Here is a 24,203-nt window from a genome sequence, read left to right on the forward strand (position 1 = left end):
CAGGAGATCGGCTCCCTGGCCCCCCTGCCCACCTTCACCTACGCCCCGCCCCAGCGGAGCGATCTGGCCCAGTTGGTGGCCCTGCGGGTGTATGTGGATGGACTGTCCGCCCAGGAGCCAAAGACAGCGGCGGTGATCGCCTCCTCCTTCGTCTTCAACTCCAGCATCTTTGACAACACCCTCCGCTCGGCGGGCATTCCCCAGCCGGAGGGCCCCAAAACCGCCGTCGCCACCTTCGCCACGGTGGACAAGCGGGACGGCTTCTCCTGGGCCGCCCTGGAGTGCGACTACCTCATCGTGGCCGACCCCATTCAGTACCACCTGGGGGAGGAGAACCAGCACCTGGTCACCGTCCTGGCCCAGCCGGTGCTGGAGGGCACCGGCATCGGCACCGCCTACCGGCGGCTGGACGTTTCCTTCCCCCTCCAGGACGGGGTGACGGTGTACGTCTACGAGCGGACGCGGGACATCGCGCCGGAGGAGTACCGGGCCATTTCGGCGGAGCTGACGGCCCTCTACCCGGAGTATGCGGCCCAGTACCATTCGCCGGTATAGCAAAAAACGCGGGTGGGCACGGCAAACTGCCGCCCCCCCCCGCGCTTTGTCATGCAAGATATTCCAGCAGCACATAGACCCGCTCCCGGGTCAGCTCCGCCGCCCGCTGGGCCTGGAGCATAATCGCCAGAGAGCCGCCGCCCGCCTCCTCGCCCGTCCGGGCGAGCTGCTCCTCCTTCCAGGCGATCCACTCCAGCTCCTCCGCCGTCAGGGCCTCCATGTCCGTCTGAGACAGCATCTGCTGCAAGACGGCCCATACCTCGTTGAGCTGGATGTCCCACAGGTCGAACATCTGCGCCGATAACTCGTTGAGCTCCCCCTGGCTCAGGGAGGTGTCCTCCAGGATCTTCGTTTCGTATTCCGCCGCCGTCTCCTCCGCCCACTCCACGTCGGTTCGGACGCGCTCCACCCAGTCATAGCTCTCAAAGCCCTGCTGGTGCGCCTCGTTATTCAAGGCGTAGAAGGGCAACTTATCCCTGGTGTTCTCGTAGTACCCCACCCAGCCCCGGAACTCCTGGGTCAGCTCGGCCAGGGGCGCGCCGGGCAGGTAGAGCAAAAGCTCCTCCGTGTCCTCCAGGCCGTAGGGGGCGGTATAGTAGTACTGGATGCCATCAATCACCTCTTCGGTGCCCGCCTCTTTCTCATAGCTGATCTCAGCGATGCCCATGGAGTAGGTGTAGTCGTTCACCCGCACCGGCTGGGCAAACCGGCCGGTAAATTTGCAGTTCCACTGCACCGCATGGATGCCCGGCTCTCCACCCCCCATGTCGGTGTCGTGGTACTCGCCATAAAAGCTGCCGTCCGGCCGGACGGCCAGCAGGGTGCACCAGCCCCCTGCGCCGCTGGCGAAGCAGAACTGAAGCCGCTGCAAATCAGCGAAGGAGAACTCCGCCGCGGGCTCCGTCTCCGCCGGGACGGGAGAGGCCATGGGCGCAGGGTTGCCGGAGGGTGGCACGGGGGCCGTCTCTCTACAGCCCGCCAGGGTCAACGCCAGCGCACCAGCCAGCGCGCAGAAAACCATTCTTTTTTTTCCCATTCTGTCCACCTTCTATCGCTTTGCATGCTGATGCTACAGCGTTTCCAGGTATTCCTCCAGCACACCCACACGCTCCCGGGTCAGCTCCGCCGCCCGCAGGGCGCCGGCCATCCCCGCCCCGGCCAGGGCGGCCTGCTCCTCCTTCCAGGCAATCCACTCCAGCTCCTCCGCTGTCAGGACCTCCATATCCTCCGGGGACAGAAGCCGGTTCAGCGCGTCCCACACCTCATTGAGCTCATTGTCCCACACCTGGTACAGCTCCTCCGCCTTTGTCTCCCGCTCCTCCTGAGAGAGTGTGGCGTCCTGGAGCTGTTGTTCCAGCTCGCCCGACTCATCCCGGGCGCTGATCAGGCTGTAAATGATCTCCCGTACCAGATTCCGGCTGAAAAATCCCTGCTGGTGCGCCTCGTTGTTGAGGGCATAAGAGAGCAGCGCCTCCCCCTGATCGCCGTGGTCCACCCAGCCCCGGAACTCCTGGGGCAGCTCGCCCAGGGGCGCGCCGGGCAGGTAGATCAAAAGCTCCTCCGTGTCCTCCAGTCCCCTGGGCTCGGTATAGTAATAGTGGAAGCCGTCGGCGAATGCCTCCTCGCCCACCGCCCGCTCATAGTCGATGCGGGCGATGCGCACGGAATAGGTATAGTCGTTCACCCGCACCGGCTCGGTGAACTGGCCGGTGAACTCGGAGCAGAGGAGGACGGCGCGTGTGCTGCCCCCGTACTCCTCCCAGGTCGTATCGCTGAAGGTTCCGGAAAAGCTGCCGTCCGGCCTCACATACAGCACCGTGCCCCAGCTCCCCGCGCCGCTGGCAAACACAAACTCATACTGCCTCAGTTCCGCGAAGGTGAAGCCATGCTCCACGGCCGGTTGCGGAGCGCCTGTCGCCTCCGGCGGCTCCGAAGGGGTGGGCGGCGGAAGGGTCTCCCCGCAGCCCGCCAGGGTGAGGGCGATCACTCCGGCCAGAGCGAAGGCCGCTGTGTTGTTTATCCGCATTTGATACACCTCATGCCGGTCAGGTGGATACAGTGTACCACTTTTGTTGACATAATTCTTCTAAAAAACGTTACAAATTTCTCTCAAATGGTTACGGCGCGGGAACGCCCCCCGAACCGAATCGGTTCGGGGGGCGTTCTCAGCCCTCTAGGGTAAACAGCTCTTCCACCGGAGTCTCCAGCAGGCGGGCCAGCTTCATACCCAAGGCCAGGGTGGGGTCGTACTTGTCGTTTTCGACGGCGTTGACGGTCTGGCGGCTCACCCCCAGCAGGGCGGCTACGTCCTCCTGCCGCAGGCCGCGGGCCTTTCGCAGCTCCTTGACCCTGTTCTTCATCCGCCCAGCACCAGCAGCAATGAAAATGCCACCAGGGCCACAGTGAGAATAACCCACAGTACAAATTCCCGCTTTACCCGGTCGTCCCCCGCTCTGGCCCGGCCGATCCACTGCACCAGGCAAAAAATCATTACCTGGGCCCCCAGCAGGAAGGCGGGCAGGGTAGTGTCCCCTCCGTGAAATGCCTCCCATACCGACCAGACCACCAGGGCCAGCACCAGGAAGAACCAGGCGGCACGGCTGGCGCGCAGGGTGATCTGCAGCTCCATCTCATCCATCTTGCGGATCCCTTTCATAGTGTATTCCTCCACATGTCAAATAATCTTTACATTAGGAAGCATACACCCATGGTTTAAAAATGTCAAGAAGTTTTGACTTCTCATTTGTCTACGCGTGGAATTTCAGTCTGGTCTACCTCGTCCAGATTCCCCAAATAGTGCCTGGTCTCCCGGGCAACCACCCCGCTCAGCAGCAGGACGGCGACCAGGTTGGGGATGGCCATGAGGGCGTTAAGGATATCAGCGATGGTCCACACCAGATCCAGGGCCAACACCGGGCCAACCACCACCACGGCAACGAATACCAGCTTATAGGACAGCAGGGCCCTCTTGCCCCATAGGTACTGGGCGCACCGCTCGCCGTAGTAGGACCAGCCCAGGATGGTGGACCAGGCGAAAGTGATGATGCCCACTACCAGGATTACAGGCCCGAGCACGGGGATCTGTGCAAAGGCCAGGGTAGTGAGTTGGCCGCCGTCGGATATCTGTGCCATGTCGATGGCGGGGTTCTTCATGATGGTAGTGACCAGCACCAGACCGGTCATAAGGCACACCACCACTGTGTCCCAGAAGGTGCCGGTGGCAGATACCAGAGCCTGCCGCACCGGGTTACGGGTCTGTGCGGCGGAGGCCACCAGTGGGGCGGAGCCCATGCCCGACTCATTGGAGAACAGCCCCCGTGCCACGCCGAAGCGCATGGCTGCCATGAGCCCCTGCCCTACCAGTCCGCCCGCCGCCGCGCCGGGGGTGAAAGCCAGCCGGAGAATGGTGGACACGGCGGGGGCCAGGAAGTCCCAGTTGATCGCCAGAATGATGATACACCCCAGCACGTAGAAAGCCGCCATAAAGGGCACCAGCTTCTCGCACACGCTGGCGATGGACTGGATACCGCCGATGATGACCACGCCGGTGAGAAGGCCGCCCACGACGCCGATCGCGATGGGCGGAATACCCACGGGTATGTTGTTCTCAATGACCTCGGCGATTGCGTTGATCTGGGTACCGCAGCCGATGCCGAAGGAGGCCAGGGCAGCCAGGGCGGCGAAGAGCACCCCCAGCCACTTCAGGTTCAGTCCCCGTTCCAGGGCGTACATGGCGCCGCCCTGCATCCTCCCGTCGGGGGTGCGGACCCGGTACTTTACGGCGATAAGGGACTCTGCGTACTTGGTGGCGATTCCGAACACGCCGGCAAGCCAGCACCAGAACACCGCACCAGGGCCGCCCAGGAATATGGCGGTACCCACGCCGATGATGTTGCCCGTGCCGATGGTGGACGCCAGGGCGGTGGTGAGGGCCTGGAACTGGCTCACATCGCCGGGGGCGTCTGGGTCCTTGCGCACGGACAGACGGATACCGGTAAAGGTCTTGCGCTGAATGAAGCCTGTGCGCACTGTCATAAACAGATGGGTGCCCAGCAGCAGCACGATCATAGGCATGCCCCAGATGAAGTCATCCAGCCAGTTGATTCCGCTGATTATCGCTTCCATACATTCTGCCTCTCTTTCGCTCTTGTGTCAGCCCGGATGGTGCATCTCCACCGAACGGATGGCGGGCATGCCCTTCAGTGTCCGCAGGATGTCCTCGGCGGTGTACCCGGCGGGGAAGAGCACATCGCACTTCACCTCTGCCCTCCCGTCTGCCAGGCGGGTCACCCGCACCCCCTCCACGGCGGACACCCGCTCCTCCAGCAGGCGGCGCACCTCCGCCGGATCGCTCTCCGCCTCGCTCAGTTCCAGGACGACGGTGCCCGTACGCTGGGTCTTGACCAGGGGGGATGAGCGGTGGAGAATTACCTGGAAGAGGACGATCAGCACCGTGGCCACGCCGCCGGTGACGTATAGCCCAGCCCCCACGGCGATGCCCACCCCAACAGTGGCCCACAGGCCTGCGGCGGTGGTGACGCCGCTGACCGTCCGCCCGTGGGTAAAGATGACCCCCACGCCCAAAAAGCCGATGGCGGTCACCACCCCCGCCGCCACCCGCGAGGCGTCCAGAGAGATTCCCCCCAGGCCGATGACATCAAAAAAGCCGTACTTGGACACCACCATCATCAGCGCGGCGGATAGGGCCACAATGATGTGAGTGCGGATGCCCGCGCTCTTGGAGCGCCGCTCCCGCTCGAAGCCGATGGCCCCGCCGCATACCGCTGCCAGGACAATGCGCAGCAGGTACTCCAGCTCCTGGATCGAAAACCAGCTCATGCTTCAATCTCCCTTCTGCTGCGCCATCCATTTGGCCAACTGCTCGGCCAGGGCGGAGGAGCCCTTCTCCTCCCGCTGCTCCTGCTGGGCCAGGTAGCGGCGCACGTCCCCCTTGCCCGCAGACTTCTGGGCCCGCCGCTTCTTGAAGTCGGACAGCTTCTCCCGGTAGCCGCACACGCAGGCGAACAGCTGCTTCTCCCCCTCGCCCCGCAGCTCCATCCTCTTGTGGCAGTTGGGGCAGCGGGCGTTGGTGGTCTGCTTGACGCTGCGGCGGTAGCCCCACTCCCGGTCGGGGCACACCAGCATCTCCCCCCGCTTGGTCTTGACCCGCAGCAGGTACTTGCCGCAGTCGGGACAGGGGGTGCGGGTCTGGTTGTCGTGGCGGTAGGCCGCGTCGCTGGCCTTCACCTGGGCCACCAGCCGGGCGGCAAACTGCCGCATCTCGTCCACGAAGGCCCCCTCCTGCTCCCGCCCCTGGGCGATCTCCCCCAGGCGGCGCTCCCACTGGGCGGTGAGGGTGGCGCTGCGCAGCTCCTCCGGGGCCAGGCCCACCACTTGGACGCCCTTGGAGGTGGGTACCAGCTCCTTTCCCCGCCGCTCCACATAGAAGGCGGAAAACAGCTTCTCGATGATGTCCGCCCGGGTGGCGGGGGTACCCAGACCGCCAGTCTCCTCCAAAATCCGGCCCTGCTCCCGGTCGGCCACCTGGGCGGCCGGGTGCTCCATGGCGGTGAGGAGGGTGGCCTCGGTGTACCGCTTGGGGGGCGCGGTCTTGCCCGGGTTGGCCCGGGCGGACTGGACGGTCAGGCGCTCCCCCTCCGCCAGGGTGGGGAGGCTCTGCTCCCTCTCGTCCCCCTCCTCGTCCTCCTCCTCCAGGGCAAAGGTGCGGTCGTAGGCCGCCCGCCAGCCGGGGGAGAGCACCGCCTTCCCTCTGGCGTGGAGGGTTTCCCCCTCCACCTCCAGGGTGAGGGCCACCTCCTCGTACTCGAAGGGGGGCAGCAGCACGGCCAGGAAGCGGCGGACGATCAGATCATAGATGTTGCGCTCCGGCCCGGTGAGCCGCCACAGCTCCACCGGCTCCTCGGTGGGGAGGAGGGCGTGGTGGTCGGTGACCTTGGCGGCGTTGACCAGATATTTGGTCTGGAGGGGACGGCTGCGCAGCAGCTCCGCCGCCAGGGGCTTGTAGTCCTCCACCATCACGCTGCGCAGCCGCTCCGGCAGGGTAGGAACCACGTCGTCGGGGATGTAGCGGGAGTCGGTGCGGGGGTAGGTGACCACCTTATGGATCTCATAGAGGTTCTGGAGGATGGCCAGGGTCTCCTTGGCGGAGTAGGCGTACTTCTTGTTGGCGTCCCGCTGGAGCTCGGTGAGGTCGTAGGCCGCCGGGGGCGGTGCCTGCCTGCGGGTACGCCTAAGGCGGGTCACCACCCCCTCCTTTCCCGCCAGCCGGGCGGCCAGCTCCTCCGCCCGCTCCCGGTCAAAGAGCCGCGCCTGGCCGTTCGGATCCCGCCAGGTGGCGGTGAAACCGGGCAGCTTTGCGGTAACCGTCCAGAACTCCTGGGGGACGAAGCGGCGGATGGCCTCCTCCCGCTCCACAATGAGGGCCAGGGTGGGGGTCTGCACCCGCCCGGCGGAGAGCTGGGCATTGTGCCTGCACGTCAGGGCCCGGGTGACGTTGAGGCCCACCAGCCAGTCGGCCTCGCTGCGGGCGCGGGCGGAGCGGAACAGGTTGTCGTACTCCGCCGCGGGCCGCAGGTGGGCGAAGCCCTCCCGGATGGCCTTGTCGGTCTGGGAGGAGATCCACAGGCGCCTGGCCGGCCCCTTCCACCCGGCCTTCTCCAGAATCCACCGGGCCACCAGCTCCCCCTCCCGGCCTGCGTCGGTGGCGATGACCAGCTCGCCCACGTCCCCCCGGCGAAGCTGGGCCTGGACGGCCCGGAACTGCCGGCCGGACTGGGGGATCACCACCGTCTTCATCCGCTCGGGCAGCATGGGCAGGGTGAGCATATCCCACTTGGCCCACGCCTTGTCGTAGTCCTCCGGGGGCGCCAGCTCCACCAGTTGCCCCAGGGCCCAGGTGACGATGTACTTCTCCCCCTCCAGATACCCCTCTCCGGACTGTTTGCAGCCCAGCACCCGGGCCAATTCCCGAGCTACCGAGGGCTTTTCCGCCAAAACCAGTGTTTTCGCCATACGATCTTCTCCTAACCGCCGAAACCCGGCGTTTTTCCGCATTTCTGCCTGGATCCGGCTCCTTGACTTTCCCCGGGGCGTATGATAGATTGGAGACGGTAAAAGGGCCTCTGTCTGGAAAGGAGTTTCTCATGAACCTCTCGTTTCCCGCCTCTTATCTACAGGCCAAGCTCAACGCGGAGCTCCCGCCTCCCCACGATATGACCCTGGACGAGCGCGCCTGCCGCCGCAAAGCCCGGGAGGCCGAATGGAACTTCCGCGTCTCCAAGGGCTACGTGAAGGACACCTTCTGGAACCATCTCCGTTTCCGTCTCACCGACCGGGACTGATCCGCCGGAAAGGAGCCTTTTATGGATTTCTTCTTCGACAATCTCGAGGGGCGGCTCAGCTCGACGCTCCCCCACTACGACCGCCCCGACGGGGACGAGCAGGATTGCCGCAAACGGGCCCGCGACGCGGAGTGGAACTTCCGCGTCTCCAAGGGCTATGTGAAGGACACCTTCTGGAACCGGCTCTGGTTCCGCCTCACCCACTGACCCTATCTGTCTGGCCGCAGGCTCCGCCTGCGGCCTTTTTGCGCCTAGAGGGCCATGCTCCAATCGCCCAGCGCGTCCAAAATGGGGATGAGCCGGCGGCACGGCTCGGTGATGGCGTACTCTACCCGGACAGGGACCTCCAGGTACTCCTGCCGGTGGACCAGCCCGTCCCCCTCCAGCTCCCGCAGGGCGTTGGCCAGCACTGTGTTGGACACCCCGTCCAGGGCCTTTTTCAACTGGTTGTAGCGGGTGGGGCCGTTGTTGTAGAGGGAACAGAGAATCTGCATCTTCCACTTCCCCCCGATGAGGGCCATGGCCCGGTTCAGCGGGCAGGTCTCCATGCAGGGGCAGTTTTCGTGTTCCATGAGCATAAGGTCAGTTCCTCCTTACCTGGTACGGAAATTCTGCGCTCTTGCCACAGCTGGCCATAGGTGCTAATATAATACCAGGTAAAGAAAGAAAAGGAAAGTCTTTTTTAGGAGGAAGCCCCCATGCCGACCTATCTCCAGGGCCTGACCATCGGTCTGGCCTATGTCGCCCCCATCGGGATGCAGAACCTGTTCGTCATCAACTCCGCCCTGACCCAGCCCCGGCGGCGGGCCCTGCTCACCGCCCTGATCGTGATCGCCTTCGACATCAGCCTGGCGCTGGCCTGCTTCTTCGGCATCGGCGCGCTGGTGGAGCGCTTCGACTGGCTGCAGCGCCTGATTCTGATCGTGGGCGGCTGCATCGTGGTGTGGATCGGCATCGGCCTGCTGCGGGATAAGCCCACCCTGGACCGGGACGTGGACGTGAGCATCCCCCTGCCCAAGCTGGCCGCCAAGGCCTTTGTGGTCACCTGGATCAATCCCCAGGCCCTGATTGACGGCACTATGCTGTTCGGCAGCTTCCGGGCCGGCAACCCGGGCGCGGTGGCCTCCCAGCTCATGCTGGGCTCCGCCTCCGCCTCCTGCCTGTGGTTTCTGGGCATCACCATCCTGATCTCCTTCTTCTCCGCCAAGTTCAACGACAAGATCCTGCGGGTCATCAACATCGTCTGCGGACTGATCATCATCTTCTACGGAGCCAAGCTGCTCCTCCAGTTCTTCCAGACCCTGCTGTAATCTACCAAAAGGCGCCCCCTCTGAGAGGGGGCGCCTTTTGGCAGATTTACTGCCGCGTCAGCAAATTGACCAGCACCTCGGTCATTTTGGTGAGGGCCTGGGCCGGGATATACTCATGCACCCCGTGGAAGTTCACCCCGCCGGTGCACAGGTTGGGGCAGGGCAGGCCCATGTAGCTCAGCCGCGCCCCGTCGGTGCCGCCCCGGATGGGCACCTCCACCGGCGTTACCCCGGCGGCCTCCATGGCGGCCCGCGCCCGGAGGATCAGGTACATGTGGGGTTCAATCTGCTCCCGCATGTTGTAGTAGGAGTCCCTGAGGACGAGCTCCACCGTGCCTGCGCCGTACTTGGCGTTGAGGTAGTCCGCCGCCCGGCCCAGGTACTCCTTGCGGGCCTCGAACCTGGCCCGGTCATGGTCGCGGAGGATGTAGTGCAGCTCCGCCTCCGTCTCGCTGCCCTTCATGTCGTGGAGGTGGTAGAAACCCTCATACCCCTCGGTGTGGGCGGGGGTCTCCGCCGGGGGCAGCATCCCCGCGAACTCCAAAGCGATCAGGATTGCGTTCTTCATCTTGTTCTTGGCCGAGCCTGGGTGGATGTTCACCCCGTGGAAGTACACGCCCGCGTTGGCCGCGTTGAAGTTCTCGTACTCCAGCTCGCCCAGCTCGCCGCCATCCACAGTGTAGGCCACCGCCGCGCCGAAGCCCTCCACGTCGAAATGGTCGGCACCCTGCCCAACCTCCTCATCCGGGGTGAAGCCCACGGCAATGCGGCCGTGGGGGAGCTCCGGGTGCTGGAGCAAGTACTCCACGGCGGACATAATCTCCGCCACACCCGCCTTGTCGTCCGCCCCCAGCAGGGTGGTGCCGTCGGTGACGATCAGCTCCTGACCCTTGTATTTGGCCAGGCTCTCAAACTCGGCGGCCCTCATGACGATGCCCTTCTCCTCGTTGAGCACCAGGTCGCCCCCCTCGTAGCGGACAACGCGGGGCTTCACCCCCGCCCCCGGCGCGTCTGGGGAGGTGTCCATGTGGGCGATAAGGCCCACGCACGGGATTCCCTCGCACCCGGCGGTGGCGGGCAGCCAGGCGTACACATAGCCGTACTCGTCCATGTGGGCGTTGTGCAGCCCCATCTGGGCCAGCTCCTCGGCCAGGGCTGCGCCCAGCACCTTCTGCTTGGCGGTGGAGGGGATGGCGTCGCTGTGCTCGTCGGACTGGGTATCATATGTCACGTAGCGCAAAAAGCGGTCAATGGCGGTCATAATGCTCTTCCTTTCTATTGACGGGCGCCGGGCCTTAGGCTAGACTGATATTGTTGCTATTCTATCACAAAAGGAGCCGGGTTTCCATGGTGATCAAACAAGAATTTACCTTTCCCTCCAGCGATGGGGTCCACACAGTTGCCGCCGCCTGGTGGCGGCCGGAGGGGCCGCCCCGGGGGGTGGTGCAGCTGGTCCACGGCATCTCGGAACACATCGGCCGGTATGACTCCTTCGCCCGCTTCCTGGCGGAGCACGGCTTCGCCGTCGTGGGCCACGACCACCTGGGCCACGGCCGCACGGCGCGGAACCCCTCGGAGTTCGGCTGGTTCGCCGACCGGGACGGCTGGAAGCACGTGGTGAAGGACGTCCGCGCCCTGCGGGAGCGGGTTGGGGCGGAGTACCCCGGTCTGCCCTGCTTCCTGCTGGGCCACTCCATGGGCTCCTTTGTGGTGCGGGGCTACCTTATGTTCTGGCCGGGCACGGTGGACGGGGCCATCCTCTCCGGCACCGGGCAGGAGCCCCCTGCCACTGTAGCCGCGGGGCGGGCGCTGTCCGCCCTGCTCATCCGCCTCAAGGGGCCCAGGGCCCACAGCCCCCTGCTGGACGCCCTCTCTGTGGGGCGGTACAACGGCCAGTTTAAGCCCGTCCGCACCTCGGCGGACTGGATCTCCCGGGACACGGTGGTGGTGGACGCCTACCGGGCCGATCCCCTGTGCCGCTTCCTTCCCACCGTGGGCATGTACCACGACATGATGGTGGGCCTCCAACTCCTGGCCAAGCCAGCCAATCTGGCCCGCATGGATCCGGACACGCCGGTGTATTTCTTCGCCGGGGACCGGGACCCGGTGGGGGCCAACGGCGCGGGGGTCAAAAAGGTGGCCGGCTGGTTTCGGGATGCCGGGGTAAAGGATCTCACCGTCCGGCTCTACCCGGAGGGGCGGCACGAGATGCTCAACGAGGCCAACCGGGACGAGGTGTACCGGGACGTGCTCTCCTGGCTGGAGCGCCGCCTGCCCGCCTAGGGTCTCAGCCCAGCCGGGCCGCCCACTCGGCCTCTCGGAAGCCCACCAGCACGAAGTCCTCCCCTACCAGAATGGGGCGCTTGACCAGCATACCGTCGGTGGCCAGCAGGGCGAACTGCTCATCCTCGCTCATGCCGGGCAGCTTGTCCTTCAGGGCCAGGGCCTTGTACTGCAGGCCGCTGGTGTTGAAAAAACGCTTGAGGGGCAGGCCGCTGAGGGCGTGCCAGCGGCGCAGCTCCGCCTCGGTGGGGTTCTGGGTCTTGATGTCCCGCACCTCAGCGGGCAGGCCCCTGGCCTCCAGCCACGCCTTGGCCTTCTGGCAGGTGGTGCACTTGGGGTAACAGACAAACAGCATGGGAATCCTCCTTTCGGTATTCAGCTCTATGGTATCACAGCTTTCTCCCCTTGAAAAGGGGGAAAAGCGGCCTGGGCCACATGGCCCGGGCCGCTTTTGTAATAAATGTTTACTTACCCCGGTTAAAAATCTTGAAGATGTCCTCGAAGGGATCCTCCTCCGCAGGGGCGGCGGGGGCCGCCGGAGCCTGAGGCTGGGCCTCGGCCTTCTTCTCCGCAGCGGCGCTGAAGGGCTTGTTGGGCATAGCTCCCTCCACCTCCTCAAAGCCGGTGGCGATGACGGTGACGCGGATCTCGTCCTCCAGAGTGTCGTCGAAAGCGGCGCCGAAGATAATAAGTGCGTCGGGGTGGGCGGCCTGCTGCACCAGGTTGGCCGCGATCTCCACTTCCTCCAGACCGATGTCCATGGAGCCGGTGACGTTGACCAGCACGCCCTTGGCGCCGTTGATGGAGGTCTCCAGCAGGGGGCTGGAGATGGCCATCTTGGCGGCATCCTCGGCCTTGTTCTTGCCGCCGGCGCGGCCAACGCCCATGTGGGCCATGCCTGCGTTCTGCATGACGGCGGTGACGTCTGCAAAGTCCAGATTGATGAAGCCGGTATTCTTGATCAGATCGGAGATAGACTGCACCGCCTGGCGGAGCACGTCGTCGGCGATCTCGAAAGCATTGGCAAAGGTGATCTTCTGATCGGTGGCAAACTTCAGCCGCTCATTGGGGATGATCACCAGGGAGTCCACCCGGGTTCGGAGTTCCTCGATGCCCTTCTCGGCCTGCATCATACGGCGGCGTCCCTCGAAGTTAAAGGGCTTGGTGACCACGCCAACGGTGAGGATGCCCATCTCCTTGGCGATGTCGGCCACGATGGGGGCCGCGCCGGTACCGGTGCCGCCGCCCATACCGGCGGTGATGAACACCATGTCCGCGTCCTCCAGGGCCTTGGACACAGCGGAACGGCTCTCCTCAGCGGACTTGCGCCCCACTTCGGGGTCGCTGCCCGCGCCCTGCCCGCCGGTGAGCTTCTCACCGATCTGAATCTTAAACGTCGCGCTGGAAATGGCAAGCGCCTGCTTGTCCGTGTTGACCGCGATAAAATCCACACCCTTGGTGCCGGATTTCACCATCCGGTTGACTACGTTGTTGCCGCCGCCGCCGACGCCGATGACCTTGATGGTAACGACATTATCGGGACCGGTATCCAGTCCAAACGCCATAACTGCTCCTCCTATGTGAACCGAATTCGTTGTAACTGCGCGGGTAAGGCCGAAAAAGGACTTATTTTGTGCCGTCCTCCCCGTCTCTAACTATATCTTGACTTATTTTAGCTCTCTTTTGCTTGGAGGTCAATAGCTCCCGCCGGATTTCCGCAAAGTTTTGGAACATCCGGGTGCCGAACACCAGCACGGCGGCCAGGTAGAGGGGCAGTCCCAGCTTCTGGCCCAGCCAGGTGAGGAACACCGCGATAGCCGCGTTTCCGATGGTGCCGGAGAGGAACACCCCCAGTTTGAACTCCCCCTTAACCCGGGCCCGGAAGCCGCCCAAAGCGGAGTCCAGGGCGGCCAGCAGCCCTGCGGCCACATAGAGGGACCACTGGGCCGGGATGGTCCAGGGGAAAAAGGCGCCGATGAGCAGGCCGGCCACCAGTCCGATCAGTTCCAGCATCAGCCCACCGCCTCCTCTCCGCCCTCATCCGCCGGGATGGGCTTGGCGTACTGGTACTCCACGGTGCCGTTGTATTTCGGAATGAGCAGTTGGTCGCTGGCAGTGACCTTCACGGTGATGCCCCACTGGCTGAGCACGTCCACTACGCCGTTGCGCATGGTCAGCGCACTGTAGAGGGTGTCCGGATCGCCGATGGCAAAGACCACGTAGGGCGCGGCGTACCGCCGCCCGTTCACCGTTACCACCGCGCCAGTGCAGCGCACCTCGCTGGTGGCCAGAATACGCTCTCCGTTGAGGGAGATGGCCTCCGCCCCGGCGGAACGCAGCTCATTGATGACGGAGAGCAGGTCGTTGTCGTGGATGAGGTAGTCGGCCTCGTTTCCGGTAACGTTAGCCTGACTGGAGTCCTCCAGGATGATGGTGACGCCGGGGCCCTCCACATCGGTGAGTCCGGCGGTGATCTCCAGTTGCTCCAGCTCGGCCTTGAGGGCCTGGCTGCCCGCCTCGCCGGAGGCGGCCTGCTCCCGGTAGAGCTCCAGCTCACCCTGGAGCTGCTTCACCTGGTCAGCCAGGCCGTCCTTCTGATCCACCACCTCGTTGTAGAGGTTCTGAAGGGTTTCCAGGCGGCTGGCGTTGGTGGCGTCGGCCGCCCCCGCCAGCTTGACGCTGCGCAGTTGGGCCGCCAGCAGGAAGCCCACCACCACGCATACCACCATGACGGCCAGCTCCCCCTTATTCTGCATCTGTCTTCTCATTGGCATCGTTCTCTCCTTGTGTTCCGGCCTCCGCCGCGGGCGGCGGGCTGAGCTCCGGCGCAGCGGATGCCTCCGGCAGCCACCGCTTCGGCAGCAGATGTCCCTCCTGGTTGTCGTAGGTCAAGTCCAACGTGCCGGTTCGCGGAATTCCCTTCTCATCCATGGTCCAGAGGGTCTGCTGTAGATAATAGGTCTTCTGCGTAAAATCTCCGTTCATTGGGAACAGAACGGTCAGGTTCGCCCCATAGCCGAAGCGGATTTCATTGTTGGAGGTGAGATCCAGGAAGCTGGTGAGGCTGCCCGTCATCTGCCGGGCCTGTATGGCCGCCAGGAAGCCCTTGAGCTGGTCCAGCTTGTCCTGCTGCTCCGGCGGCACGGTCAGAACGCTGCCCACCGAGGGATTGACTGCCTCCAGCCCCCGCACCTGGGCTTTACCCTCCGTTAAGGACGCTCCGCCGCTCTCCAGCAGCTTGCAGTCGGTGTCCATCAGCCAGCGGCTGCCGCCGCTTTCAATCCACGCCACCGGAACGCTGGCCGTCACGTGGATGACAAAGGTATCGGGGTATTTCCGCTCAAAATTCACGGTACCGATATAGGGAAGCTGGGTGTAAATACGGCTGCTGATCTGGTATTTGTTGAGGGTAAACAGGTTGTCCCCCTGCTCCACGCCGGATACCCGGCGGATCTCCTCCTCCGTATAGGGGGAGTCCCCCGTGATCTCCACGGTATTCACCCGAAAGAATACCACACAGCCCATCAAAATGGCGGCGAAGATGATCAGAACGGACAGCAGCTTATAGAGCGCGCTGAAGCGCCCCCGATTCCGCCGCCGTCCCCGTCTGTTCCTTCTCGCCGCCATTCCAACTGCTCTCCTGTCTGTTCTGGTTTCTGTCAGTATCCCACAGAAAGGTTGCGGATTTGTGAACGTATCCTAAGAAAACCCTTAAATCCGCCGGATCTCTGCGCCCAGGCGGCTGAGATCTCCCTCCAGGGACTGGTAGCCCCGGTCGATGTGGTGCACACCGGTAAGCTCGCTGCGTCCCTCCGCTCCCAGGGCGGCCACCGCCAGCGCCGCTCCGCCCCGGAGATCCGTGGCCCGCACCTGGGCCCCGTGGAGCCGCGGCACGCCGTACACCACCGCCACACGGCCCTCCACCCGGATGTCCGCCCCCATGCGGGAGAGCTCATCCACGTGGCGGTAGCGGCTCTCGAAAATGTTCTCCACAAAGACGGTGCAGCCCTTCCCCCGGGTCAGGGCGGCCATGAGCGGCGCCTGGGCGTCGGTAGGGAAGCCGGGGTAGGGGGCCGTGCGCACCGGCCGCACCCCCTGGAGGGGGCCGTCCCGGCGCAGGCGGATGGACTCCGCCCCGCTCTGCACGTCGCACCCCGCCTCCCGCAGCACGGCGCTCACTGTGGACAGGTGGCGGTAGTCCACCCCCGTCACTTCCACCGTGCCGCCGGCGGAGGCCGCCGCAGCCAGGTAGGTAGCCGCTACGATGCGGTCGCCCATGACGGCATAGTTGCCGCCGTGGAGGGGGACGCCGCCCTCCACCGTGATCACCGAGCTGCCCGCCCCGTGCACCTTCGCCCCTATAGCCCGCAGAAAGCCCTGGAGATCCACGATCTCCGGCTCCCGGGCGGCGTTGGTGATGGTGGTGGTGCCGGCGGCGCACACCGCCGCCAGCATGGCGTTCTCCGTGGCCCCCACGCTGGGCAGGGAGAGCACGAGGTCCGCCCCCCGCAGGGCTCCCTCAGCCCGCAGGCCGCCGCCGTCCTCGGTGATGCGGCCGCCCAGGCCCCGGATGGCCCCCAGGTGGAGGTCGATGGGCCGGGGCCCCAGCTCACACCCGCCGGGGGCGCACAGCTCGGCCCGTCCCATGCGGCCCAGGATGGCCCCCAGGAAGATGACGGAGGAGCGCATCTCCCGCATCAGCGCGTCGGGCACGTCCCAGCCCGTGGGGGCGGAGGCGTCCACCACCACGGCGTCCCCCTGCCGCTCCGCCCGGCAGCCCAGGTGCCGGAGGATGTCCAGGGAGGCCGCCACGTCGGACAGCTCCGGGCAGTTGTGGATGACGCACTCGCCCGGGGCCAGAAGGCAGGCCGCCAGAATGGGCAGTACGCTGTTTTTTGCCCCGTGTATCCGCACAGAGCCGTCCAGGGGGTGTCCCCCCTCGATGATGTAAGCACTCATAGATCCAGCCTCCGCAAGTCGTTTGGTACGCTATCCTATGCGGAGGGAGGACGGCTGGTTCAGTTGGCCCGTTTTTCCATCAAACGGACCAGAGTCTGGTAGATTTGTTCCGCCGCGTCTGGCACCGCCATGTCCCGCAGGGCACGGCTCATGGCCTCCCGCCGGGGGGCGTCGGAGAGCAGCCCGGTCATAAGCGCGTACAGCTTCTCTCCAGAGGACTCCCCCTCCGGCAGCAGTACCGCGCCGCCGGCGTTGGCCAGCACCCTGGCATTCTTGGTCTGGTGGTCGGCCACCACGTTGGGGGAGGGCACCAGCACCGCCGGCTTGGCGATGGCGGCAATCTCCGCGATGGTGGACGCCCCCGCCCGGCACAGCACCAGATCAGCGGCTGCCATCACCAGGGGCATGTCGTAGATATACTCCCGCACATCCACCTCCGGGTGGTCCGCCAGGCCGCTGCCCTGGAGGGCGTCCAGCACCGCCCGGTAGTCCCGGCCCGCGCCGTGGATGTGGTGGAAGGGGGCGCCGTCCCGGCACTCCAGGGCAATGCACTCCGCCATCTGGCAGTTCATCACCTCCGCCCCCAGGCTGCCCCACACAGAGAGCACCAGGGGCCGGTCATCGGTGAGGCCCAGCTCCGCCCGCGCCTCCTTCCGGGTATAGCGGAAGAAGTCGGTACGCACCGGCGTGCCGGTGACCACCACCTTTCCGGGGTCGTCGTAGTGGCTTCGGCTCTCCTCAAAGCCCACCATCACCACGTCCACCACCTTGGACAGGGTCTTGGTGGTCAGGCCGGGGACGGCGTTGGACTCGTGAACGGCGGTGGGAATCCCCCGCTTCGCGGCGGCCTTCACCACCGGGAAGGAGGCATAGCCGCCGGTGCCCACCACCAGGTCAGGCTGAAAGCGGTCCAGGATGGCGTTGGCCTGCTTCCTGGACTTGTTCATGTTCAGCAGGGTTCTGACGTTGTGGCCGATGGAGGCCGGAGAGAGGGACCGCCGGAAGTTGGTGATGGTCACCGTCTCAATGGGGTACCCCTCCTTGGGCACCAGCCGGGTCTCCATGCCGCCGTCGGCGCCCACGAACAGCACCTCACAGCCGGAGTTGCGGGTCTGGAACATCTGGGCCAGGGCCACGGCGGGATTGACATGGCCCGCCGTTCCCCCGCAGGTAAAGAGGACTCTCATTCCTTTTTTCTCCTCCTCGTAATGTAGGGCGGCCGCTGGTCGCCCCTGCGGCCTCAAAAAGCTTCACCCGCCATAGGGTGAAAGAAATTCAGAGGATGTGCGCAGCAGGACATGCGCCTGCGGAGCACACCACTGTCCCTGGCCGCGCAGGGGAACAGCGTCCTCCCTGGACCTTTTTACTCCTGTCTCGGCGCCGGGATCTGCCGGGAAACGGAAAGGATGATGCCCATCTCCGCCAGTTGGATCATCAGCGCCGTACCCCCGTAACTGAAAAACGGCAGGGAGATGCCGGTGGTAGGGATCAGGTTGGTGACCACGGAGATGTTCAGGAACACCTGTACTGCGGTCAGGGTGGTGATACCCACCACCAGAAGGGCGCCGAAGCGGTCTCTGGCGTGGATGGCAATCCAGTAGCCCCGCATGACCAGCAGGGCAAAGAGAATGAGGACGATTCCGGCCCCGATCAGGCCCAGCTCCTCGCACACGATGGCAAAGATGAAGTCGTTCTCCGGCTCGGGCAGGTAGAGGAACTTCTGCCGGCTCTTGCCCAGGCCCAGGCCCAGCAGTCCGCCGGAGCCGATGGCGTAGAGGGACTGGATAATCTGATAGCCGCCGTCCCGGGGATAAGCCCAGGGATCCTGCCACACCAGGATGCGGGTGGACTGGTAGCCGCTCATCATGAGCACCACCAGCCCCATCAAGGCCGCGCCGCCGCCGGCAAACCAGTAGAGCTTGATGCCGGCGGCAAAAAGCACCGCCGCCGCGCCGGCCAGAATCAGGATTGTACCCGACATGTGGGGCTCCAGCATCATCAGGCCCACAATCAGCAGCAGGATGAGTCCATAGGGCACCAGTTCCAGAAAGCCGATGCGGTCCAGGAAGCCCACCACACCGCTGAGCGGGCTGCGGGGGGAGAGGCGGCGCGGCTTCTCCGTGTTCCGCTTGGACAGCCGGGCGGAAAAGTACATGATGACGGCCACCTTGGCGATCTCCGACGGCTGGAAGGTTCCGATGCCCGGTACGGCGATCCACCGCTTCACGCCGTCGGAACGGCTGGTGTGGATGCCGGGGATGAGCACCGCGATGAGCAGCAGGACAGCCAGCCCAAGGGCGAAGACCGACAGCCAGCGGAAGGTCTGGTAGTTGATCTTCGAGGTGATATACATCACGGTCAGGCCAGCCGCGGCAAAGAGGGCTTGGCGGAAGAAGTAGAAGGTGGGGCTTTTGTCCTCCTGCAAGTACGCCGTGGCGTAGGAGGCGGAAAACACCATGATCACGCCGATGCCGGTGAGCAGGAGCACCAGCATCAGGAAGGGCAGGTCCATGGGTCCCCGGGCCAGTTGCTCCTCAATGGTCAGGTCGCGCTTGCGTTTTGCCAGGGGGCTCCCCTCCTTTCTCTCAACTCAGGGTGGATTACCGGCCCATGACTCCAAGGAAGGCCAGCACACAGGCCAGCAGGGTCACGCCGGAGAACACACAGAACAGCTTCACCTCGCTCCAGCCGCCCAGCTCCAGGTGGTGGTGCAGGGGCGCCATGCGAAAGATCCGCTTGCCGTGGGTCAGCTTGAAGTAGCCCACCTGGAGAATGTCGGACAGGGTCTCCAGGATGTAGATGATGCCCACCAGGATGAGCACCAGGGGAATATCCAGGGCGAAGGCCAGTCCGCACACCGCTCCCCCCAGAAAGAGAGAGCCAGTGTCGCCCATAAAGACCTTGGCGGGGTGGAAGTTATAGATCAGGAATCCGCACAGCCCGCCGAACAGCCCGGCGGAGAAGATCCCCAGCTCCAGTTGCCCCCAGAAGCAGGCCACGGCGGTGAAAAAGAGCATCACGGGCATGGTGACGCCGGTGGCCAGGCCGTCGATGCCGTCGGTGATATTGACGGCGTTCACGGTGCCCACCATGACGAAGGCGGCGAACACCATATAAACGGGCCAGGGGAGGGACAGGGTCACGTTCACAAAGGGGATGTAAAGGTCGGGAGTCAGATAGTGGTGGTTGCGCATCAGCACCGTGAACACGATGGCCGCCGCCAACTGGAGCAGAAACTTCTGCGGTGCGGTCAGGCCAGTGTTCTGGTGCTTTTTCACCTTCACATAGTCGTCAATATAGCCGATCACGCCGAACACCAGGGCGAACAGGAGCACAAAGCCGCCGCCGAAGCGCCCTGCGGCAAAGTCCGGCCACCCCAGCAGCAGAACCGCCGCAGCGGAGCCGATGATGAACATCAGCCCTCCCATGGTGGGCGTCCCCTGCTTCGACATGTGCCAGGTGGGGCCGATCTCCTTGATGGACTGCCCGGCCTTCATGCGCCGCAGCAGGGGGATGAGCCCCTTCCCGCCCAGGGCAGCCGCCGCAAAGGCCACCACAAAGCTGATTACAATCCTTAACATCTCTTTTGCAACCTCCAAAGCCTCTCAACATTCCAAATTGCGGCCCATGTGAGCCGGTTCGATATTTTATCACAATCCCGGCATGGTTTCCACTCGAAAAAGCAACAAACTTCCTCGCCTCTCAGGCGAAATAGGCGGCGATTTCCTCCCGCTCGTCCAGGTGGTACTCCACGCCGTCCACCTCCTGATAGGTCTCGTGGCCCTTACCGGCCAGCACCACCGTGTCCCCCGCCCGGGCCAGCGAGAGGGCCCGCCGGATGGCGGCGCGACGGTCGGGCTCCACCACGACCTCCGCCGGAGCCCCCTCCAGGCCGGGCAGAATGTCGTTGATAATGTCCATGGGCACCTCAGTACGGGGATTGTCTGAGGTGACTACCGCCACGTCGGCCAGAGCCCCGGCGACAGCCCCCATACGGGGCCGCTTGGTGCGGTCCCGGTCGCCCCCGCAGCCGAACAGGCAGATCACCCGCCCCGGCGTGAAGTCCCGCACGGTAGTGAGGATGTTTTCCAGGGCGTCAGGGGTGTGGGCGTAGTCGATGAGCACCGTGTAGTCCGTGGGGGTGGGCACCACCTCGATGCGGCCCTTCACCCCCCGGGCCGCCCCCAGTGCGGCGACACAGCCGTCCAGCGGCAGGCCCAGCACCAGCCCGCAGGCCAGCACACCCAGAGCGTTGTAGATGGTAAAGCCTCCGGGTATAGGCAGCCTTACCCGGGAAATGGCGTCCCTGGTCACCGCCTCAAACTCTACCCGCTGAGGGAACAGGCGGAGGTTCTTGGCCGTGAGATCCGCCTCGTCCCGGCACTCCGAGTAAGTAAAGGTCGGAACCGGCACCGTTTCGGCATAGTACCGGCCCGCCTCGTCGTCCAGGTTGAGCACCGCAGCGGCGCACTGGCGGAACAGCAGCCCCTTGGCGTCCCGGTAGGCCTCCATGGTACCGTGGAAGTCCAGGTGGTCCTGGGTCAGATTGGTGAAGATACCCGCCCGGAAGGGGATGCCGTCCAGGCGATGGAGCACCAGGGCGTGGGAGGATGCCTCCATCACCACGTGGGTACACCCCGCATCCGCCATCTCCCGCAGCAGCTCCTGCACCTCGTAGGACTCCGGCGTGGTGCGGTGGGCGGGCAGGCTCTCCTCCCCGATCAGGTTCTGGTTGGTGCCGATCAGCCCCACCTTTGTGTGGAGGCACCCCTCCAGCATGGCCTTGAGCAGATAGGTGGTGGTGGTCTTTCCGTTGGTCCCGGTGACCGCCAGCAGGGTCAGTTCCCGGGCCGGATGGCCGAACCAGTTGGCTGAGGCGATGGCCAGGGCGGCCCGGGTGTCCTCCGTCACCAGCCAGGGGCCCTCCCCCTCCGGGGGGCGCTGGCAGAGCACCGCCGCCGCTCCCCGTTCCAGGGCCTGCCGGATGTACCGGTGTCCATCGGTCTTGTACCCCGGAAGCGCCACAAAGAGGCAGCCGGGGGTCATGTCTCGGGTGTCGCAGCAGATTCCTGAACATTCCACGTCCTGGACATGCCGCGCGGCCAGCGCCACGCCGTCCAACAGCTCATTCAGCTTCATGCCCTCACCCCGTTTCCCGTGTTGTCGGCCCGTTTTTACAGGCCCGCGCCGCTGGCCGTGCTGTCGGTAAAGCGTACCTCAATGGTGGTACCCCGGTTGACCGAGGCGCCCGCGGCGGTGGACTGTTCATAGGCCACCACGTGAGAGCCGTACTCGGTGGCTCCGGTGGCCCGCATGTAGAGACCCGCATCAGCCAGCTTCTGCCTGGCCTGCTCGGCGGTAAGGCCGATGACGCTGGGCACCTGCACCTGGTCGGTGGGCACCGCCTCGCCCATGTAGAGCACCACCTGGCTTCCGCCGGGGATGGATGCCCCCGCCGCCGGGATCTGTCCGGTGACGGTACCGCCGTCGCCCACGGTGCGCAGGGTCAGGCTGTTCTTCTGGAGGGCGGAGGTGGCGTCCGCCAGATTCAGCCCGGACAGGTTGGGCACCAGCACGTCGGCGTTGGCGGTATAGGTTTTCTCCACGCCCAGGTGGCCCAGAATATCCTCCAGCAGCTCTCCGGCCATCAGGGCCGCCATATTGCCGCCGCTGATATACCAGCCGCCGGCGGTGGTATTGGAGCCGGGGAAGGCGGGCTTGGGGTTGTCGTAGGCCAGCAGAATAATCACCTGCGGGTCATCCGCTGGGGCGAAGCCCAGGAAGGAAACGATGGTATGGTCGGTCTCCAGCGTCTCGGAGGAGCCGGTCTTGCCGCCGATGCGGTAGCCCTCCACCCGGGCATTCTTGCCGGTGCCGCCGTCCACCACCTTCTCCAGGATCGCACGGCAGCGCTCACTGGTCTGCGCGCTGACCACCTGTCGCACCTCGTTGGGCTCATTGTGCTGGAGCACATTGCCCTCGCCGTCGGTCACCTGGCTGACCACATAGGGCTGCATCAGGTGGCCGCCGTTGATGACGGCGGAGGCCGCTGTGATGAGCTGAATGGGGGTCACCTGGAACCGCTGGCCGAAGGATGCGGTGGCCAACTGGACGGTGTTGAAGTCCTCCCGGGGCCAGATCAGGGAACTGGTGTCCATCTCGCCCTGCATGTCTATGCCGGTTTTCTCCAGGAAGCCGAAGCCCTCCAGATAGTCATAGAACTTCTCCGCTCCCAGAGCCTGGCCGATCTTGACGAAGGCCGGGTTGCAGGAGTTCGCCACCGCCAGGGCCAGATCCTGGTCCCCGTGGCCCGGCGCCTTCTTGGAGCAACTGATGGGCCTGGACCAGCCCTCTACCATGATGTAGCCGGGGCAGTAGAAGTGGCTGTTCTCGGTGACCACGCCCTCCTCCAGGGCGGCGGCCAGGACGATGGACTTGAACGTGGAGCCGGGCTCATAGGTACTGGTGATTGCCTTGTTGGTCCACTGGGTGTAAAGCACTTCGGTCTCTGCCGCAGAAATGGCCTTGTCGCGGGCCTCCTCGCTGGAAGCCCCCTCTGCCAGTGCCTTCTGGTAGGCCTCCTCCTTGGTGTACGCCCCGCTCTCGATGTCCGCCAGATACTGGTTGAGCACCGGATCGCTCACCACCCTGGGGTTGTTCAGATCGTAGGTGGGGGAGTTGGCCCAGGCCAGAATTTCGCCCGTATTGGGGTCCATGGCGATGCAGAAGCCGCCGTCCTGCACCTCGAACTGCTCGATGCCCTTTTTCAGGATGCTCTCACAGTAGGACTGGATAGCGCTGTCCAGGGTCAGGGTCAGATTGTCGCCGTCAGTGGCGTCGTAGTAGTCCTCATAGCGGTAGAGCATCTGTGTGCCGTCGCCGTTTTTGGCGGTGACGATCCGCCCCGTCTCGCCCGAGAGAGCCTCGTCGTACTGAGCCTCAACTCCATAGGCGCCCCGTCCTTCGCTGTAATTCACCCAGCCGATCACCTGGGCCGCCAGGCTGTTTTTGGGATAGTAGCGCTTGGTGGTGGGCGGGGTGTAAATGCCGGTGATATGGTTTTCGTTGATGAAGGAGATCACCGCGTCCCGCTCGTCGTCCTCCACCCGCCATTTGATCATCTCATACATGGAGCTGGTCTTGGCCAGGCGCTTGAGGATGTCCGCCTCGTCCAGATCCAGGATTTGGGCCAGGTTGGAGGCAATGAACTCGTTGGTGGGCTCCGGGTAGTCCAGTGTCTTCCCATTCTCTGCTGCGTTCGCCGCCTTCTCTCGATACGCCTCCTGGCAGGCCAGGATCTCTTTGGGGGAGAGCTGGATGTTGTAGACCGTGGCGCTCATGGCCAGAGTCTCCCCGCTTCGGTCGTAGATGGTGCCCCGGTTGGCCTCCACCGTGCTGTCGGCGGTCTGCTGCTCCACCGCCATTCCCTGGTATTTGTCGTAGTCGCGGATCTGGATCTGCCAGAGCCGGACCAGCAGCGGCACGAACGCCGCCACGCCGAACAGTGTCAGCAGGAACAGGGTGCGCACCAAAATGGTGCGGTTCGCCCGCCGGTCCGGCTGCTGCTGGACCATACGCTTTCTCTTTCTGTCTGCCATGGCTGGCTCACCTCACTCAAGAAATCTCGTCTGCCGCTCTCCCGCGGGATTGGGTGATATATCGCAGGAGGGCGTAAGAAAATTGCTTTTCTTACGCCCTCTCTGCTCGTTCTCTTCAAGGGCCGCCCGGGGCAGCC

Annotated in this window: 24 protein-coding genes and 1 pseudogene; 5 read left to right on the top strand and 20 right to left on the bottom strand. The window is 64.6% G+C overall.

Going from position 1 to position 24,203, the window contains the following annotated elements:
- A pseudogene (locus tag ACESY8_RS13405) lies at nt 1–555 on the top strand (hypothetical protein); the annotation flags it as partial.
- 49 nt (nt 556–604) lie between these two features.
- Here the strand turns inward: ACESY8_RS13405 and ACESY8_RS13410 are convergent.
- From ACESY8_RS13410 to ACESY8_RS13440, 7 genes are all read right to left on the bottom strand, one after another.
- The gene (locus ACESY8_RS13410) at nt 605–1,591 is read right to left on the bottom strand and encodes a lysozyme inhibitor LprI family protein (protein ID WP_434307736.1); all 987 of its coding nucleotides are present in this window, start codon (nt 1,589–1,591) and stop codon (nt 605–607) included.
- Between the two features lie 33 nt (nt 1,592–1,624).
- Nucleotides 1,625–2,581 (bottom strand): lysozyme inhibitor LprI family protein, encoded by a 957-nt coding sequence (locus ACESY8_RS13415; RefSeq protein ID WP_054338891.1) that lies wholly within the window; start codon nt 2,579–2,581, stop codon nt 1,625–1,627.
- 139 nt (nt 2,582–2,720) lie between these two features.
- Complete coding sequence (locus ACESY8_RS13420; protein ID WP_054338890.1) at nt 2,721–2,915, bottom strand: helix-turn-helix transcriptional regulator; 195 nt, start codon at nt 2,913–2,915, stop codon at nt 2,721–2,723.
- Entirely contained in the window at nt 2,912–3,211 is a 300-nt protein-coding gene (locus ACESY8_RS13425; protein WP_055179348.1) for a hypothetical protein, read from the bottom strand. Before ACESY8_RS13425 ends, ACESY8_RS13420 begins: the two co-directional genes overlap by 4 nt.
- A gap of 83 nt (nt 3,212–3,294) precedes the next feature.
- Complete coding sequence (locus ACESY8_RS13430) at nt 3,295–4,680, bottom strand: alanine/glycine:cation symporter family protein (RefSeq protein WP_054338889.1); 1,386 nt, start codon at nt 4,678–4,680, stop codon at nt 3,295–3,297.
- Between the two features lie 27 nt (nt 4,681–4,707).
- A complete protein-coding gene (locus ACESY8_RS13435; protein WP_009257549.1) occupies nt 4,708–5,394 on the bottom strand; it encodes an MgtC/SapB family protein in 687 nt (228 codons plus the stop codon).
- 3 nt (nt 5,395–5,397) lie between these two features.
- Nucleotides 5,398–7,587 carry a DNA topoisomerase III gene (locus ACESY8_RS13440; protein WP_498794778.1) on the bottom strand — a complete coding sequence of 730 codons (2,190 nt, stop codon included), beginning with the start codon at nt 7,585–7,587 and terminating at the stop codon, nt 5,398–5,400.
- 131 nt (nt 7,588–7,718) lie between these two features.
- Between ACESY8_RS13440 and ACESY8_RS13445 the strand changes: the two genes are divergently transcribed.
- Complete coding sequence (locus ACESY8_RS13445) at nt 7,719–7,916, top strand: hypothetical protein (RefSeq protein WP_035301048.1); 198 nt, start codon at nt 7,719–7,721, stop codon at nt 7,914–7,916.
- A gap of 21 nt (nt 7,917–7,937) precedes the next feature.
- Nucleotides 7,938–8,123 (top strand): hypothetical protein, encoded by a 186-nt coding sequence (locus tag ACESY8_RS13450; protein WP_007495746.1) that lies wholly within the window; start codon nt 7,938–7,940, stop codon nt 8,121–8,123.
- A 44-nt stretch (nt 8,124–8,167) separates the two neighbouring features.
- Here ACESY8_RS13450 and ACESY8_RS13455 read toward each other — a convergent pair whose 3' ends face one another.
- Nucleotides 8,168–8,494 carry a winged helix-turn-helix transcriptional regulator gene (locus ACESY8_RS13455; RefSeq protein WP_054338887.1) on the bottom strand — a complete coding sequence of 109 codons (327 nt, stop codon included), beginning with the start codon at nt 8,492–8,494 and terminating at the stop codon, nt 8,168–8,170.
- Between the two features lie 120 nt (nt 8,495–8,614).
- Here ACESY8_RS13455 and ACESY8_RS13460 point away from each other — a divergent pair, with 120 nt between their 5' ends.
- Complete coding sequence (locus tag ACESY8_RS13460) at nt 8,615–9,226, top strand: LysE/ArgO family amino acid transporter (RefSeq protein WP_007495743.1); 612 nt, start codon at nt 8,615–8,617, stop codon at nt 9,224–9,226.
- A 46-nt stretch (nt 9,227–9,272) separates the two neighbouring features.
- Here the strand turns inward: ACESY8_RS13460 and pepT are convergent, their stop codons facing one another.
- Nucleotides 9,273–10,490, bottom strand: coding sequence for a peptidase T (gene pepT / locus ACESY8_RS13465; protein ID WP_353936643.1), 1,218 nt, complete (start codon nt 10,488–10,490; stop codon nt 9,273–9,275).
- 83 nt (nt 10,491–10,573) lie between these two features.
- Between pepT and ACESY8_RS13470 the strand changes: the two genes are divergently transcribed.
- Entirely contained in the window at nt 10,574–11,509 is a 936-nt protein-coding gene (locus tag ACESY8_RS13470) for an alpha/beta hydrolase (protein WP_257592282.1), read from the top strand.
- Between the two features lie 4 nt (nt 11,510–11,513).
- Here ACESY8_RS13470 and ACESY8_RS13475 read toward each other — a convergent pair whose 3' ends face one another.
- From ACESY8_RS13475 to ACESY8_RS13525, 11 genes are all read right to left on the bottom strand, one after another.
- On the bottom strand, nt 11,514–11,864 hold the full coding sequence (locus tag ACESY8_RS13475) for an arsenate reductase family protein (RefSeq protein WP_007495737.1): 351 nt from the start codon (nt 11,862–11,864) through the stop codon (nt 11,514–11,516).
- 109 nt (nt 11,865–11,973) lie between these two features.
- On the bottom strand, nt 11,974–13,074 hold the full coding sequence (gene ftsZ / locus ACESY8_RS13480) for a cell division protein FtsZ (RefSeq protein WP_007495735.1): 1,101 nt from the start codon (nt 13,072–13,074) through the stop codon (nt 11,974–11,976).
- A gap of 61 nt (nt 13,075–13,135) precedes the next feature.
- Complete coding sequence (locus tag ACESY8_RS13485; RefSeq protein ID WP_007495733.1) at nt 13,136–13,522, bottom strand: small basic family protein; 387 nt, start codon at nt 13,520–13,522, stop codon at nt 13,136–13,138.
- Nucleotides 13,522–14,277 carry a DUF881 domain-containing protein gene (locus ACESY8_RS13490; RefSeq protein WP_225123315.1) on the bottom strand — a complete coding sequence of 252 codons (756 nt, stop codon included), beginning with the start codon at nt 14,275–14,277 and terminating at the stop codon, nt 13,522–13,524. Before ACESY8_RS13490 ends, ACESY8_RS13485 begins: the two co-directional genes overlap by 1 nt.
- A complete protein-coding gene (locus ACESY8_RS13495) occupies nt 14,255–15,136 on the bottom strand; it encodes a cell division protein FtsQ/DivIB (protein WP_044942788.1) in 882 nt (293 codons plus the stop codon). The genes ACESY8_RS13490 and ACESY8_RS13495 overlap by 23 nt, the downstream gene beginning before the upstream one ends.
- A gap of 84 nt (nt 15,137–15,220) precedes the next feature.
- Complete coding sequence (murA, locus tag ACESY8_RS13500; protein ID WP_054339072.1) at nt 15,221–16,468, bottom strand: UDP-N-acetylglucosamine 1-carboxyvinyltransferase; 1,248 nt, start codon at nt 16,466–16,468, stop codon at nt 15,221–15,223.
- Between the two features lie 59 nt (nt 16,469–16,527).
- Nucleotides 16,528–17,655: an undecaprenyldiphospho-muramoylpentapeptide beta-N-acetylglucosaminyltransferase gene (murG, locus tag ACESY8_RS13505; RefSeq protein WP_009257539.1), complete on the bottom strand. Its 1,128-nt coding sequence runs from the start codon at nt 17,653–17,655 to the stop codon at nt 16,528–16,530.
- Nucleotides 17,656–17,831: 176 nt separating this feature from the next.
- Nucleotides 17,832–18,980, bottom strand: a complete 1,149-nt coding sequence (gene ftsW, locus ACESY8_RS13510) for a putative lipid II flippase FtsW (protein ID WP_009257538.1) — start codon at nt 18,978–18,980, stop codon at nt 17,832–17,834.
- 88 nt (nt 18,981–19,068) lie between these two features.
- Nucleotides 19,069–20,049, bottom strand: a complete 981-nt coding sequence (gene mraY, locus ACESY8_RS13515; RefSeq protein ID WP_007495720.1) for a phospho-N-acetylmuramoyl-pentapeptide-transferase — start codon at nt 20,047–20,049, stop codon at nt 19,069–19,071.
- Nucleotides 20,050–20,170: 121 nt separating this feature from the next.
- Nucleotides 20,171–21,607, bottom strand: coding sequence for a UDP-N-acetylmuramoyl-L-alanyl-D-glutamate--2,6-diaminopimelate ligase (locus ACESY8_RS13520; protein WP_369847900.1), 1,437 nt, complete (start codon nt 21,605–21,607; stop codon nt 20,171–20,173).
- A gap of 35 nt (nt 21,608–21,642) precedes the next feature.
- The gene (locus ACESY8_RS13525) at nt 21,643–24,066 is read right to left on the bottom strand and encodes a penicillin-binding transpeptidase domain-containing protein (protein WP_007495718.1); all 2,424 of its coding nucleotides are present in this window, start codon (nt 24,064–24,066) and stop codon (nt 21,643–21,645) included.
- Nucleotides 24,067–24,203 lie beyond the last annotated feature (137 nt).

The organism is Clostridium sp. ATCC BAA-442 (assembly GCF_964239415.1).
In the GTDB taxonomy this organism is placed as follows: domain Bacteria; phylum Bacillota; class Clostridia; order Oscillospirales; family Oscillospiraceae; genus Flavonifractor; species Flavonifractor plautii.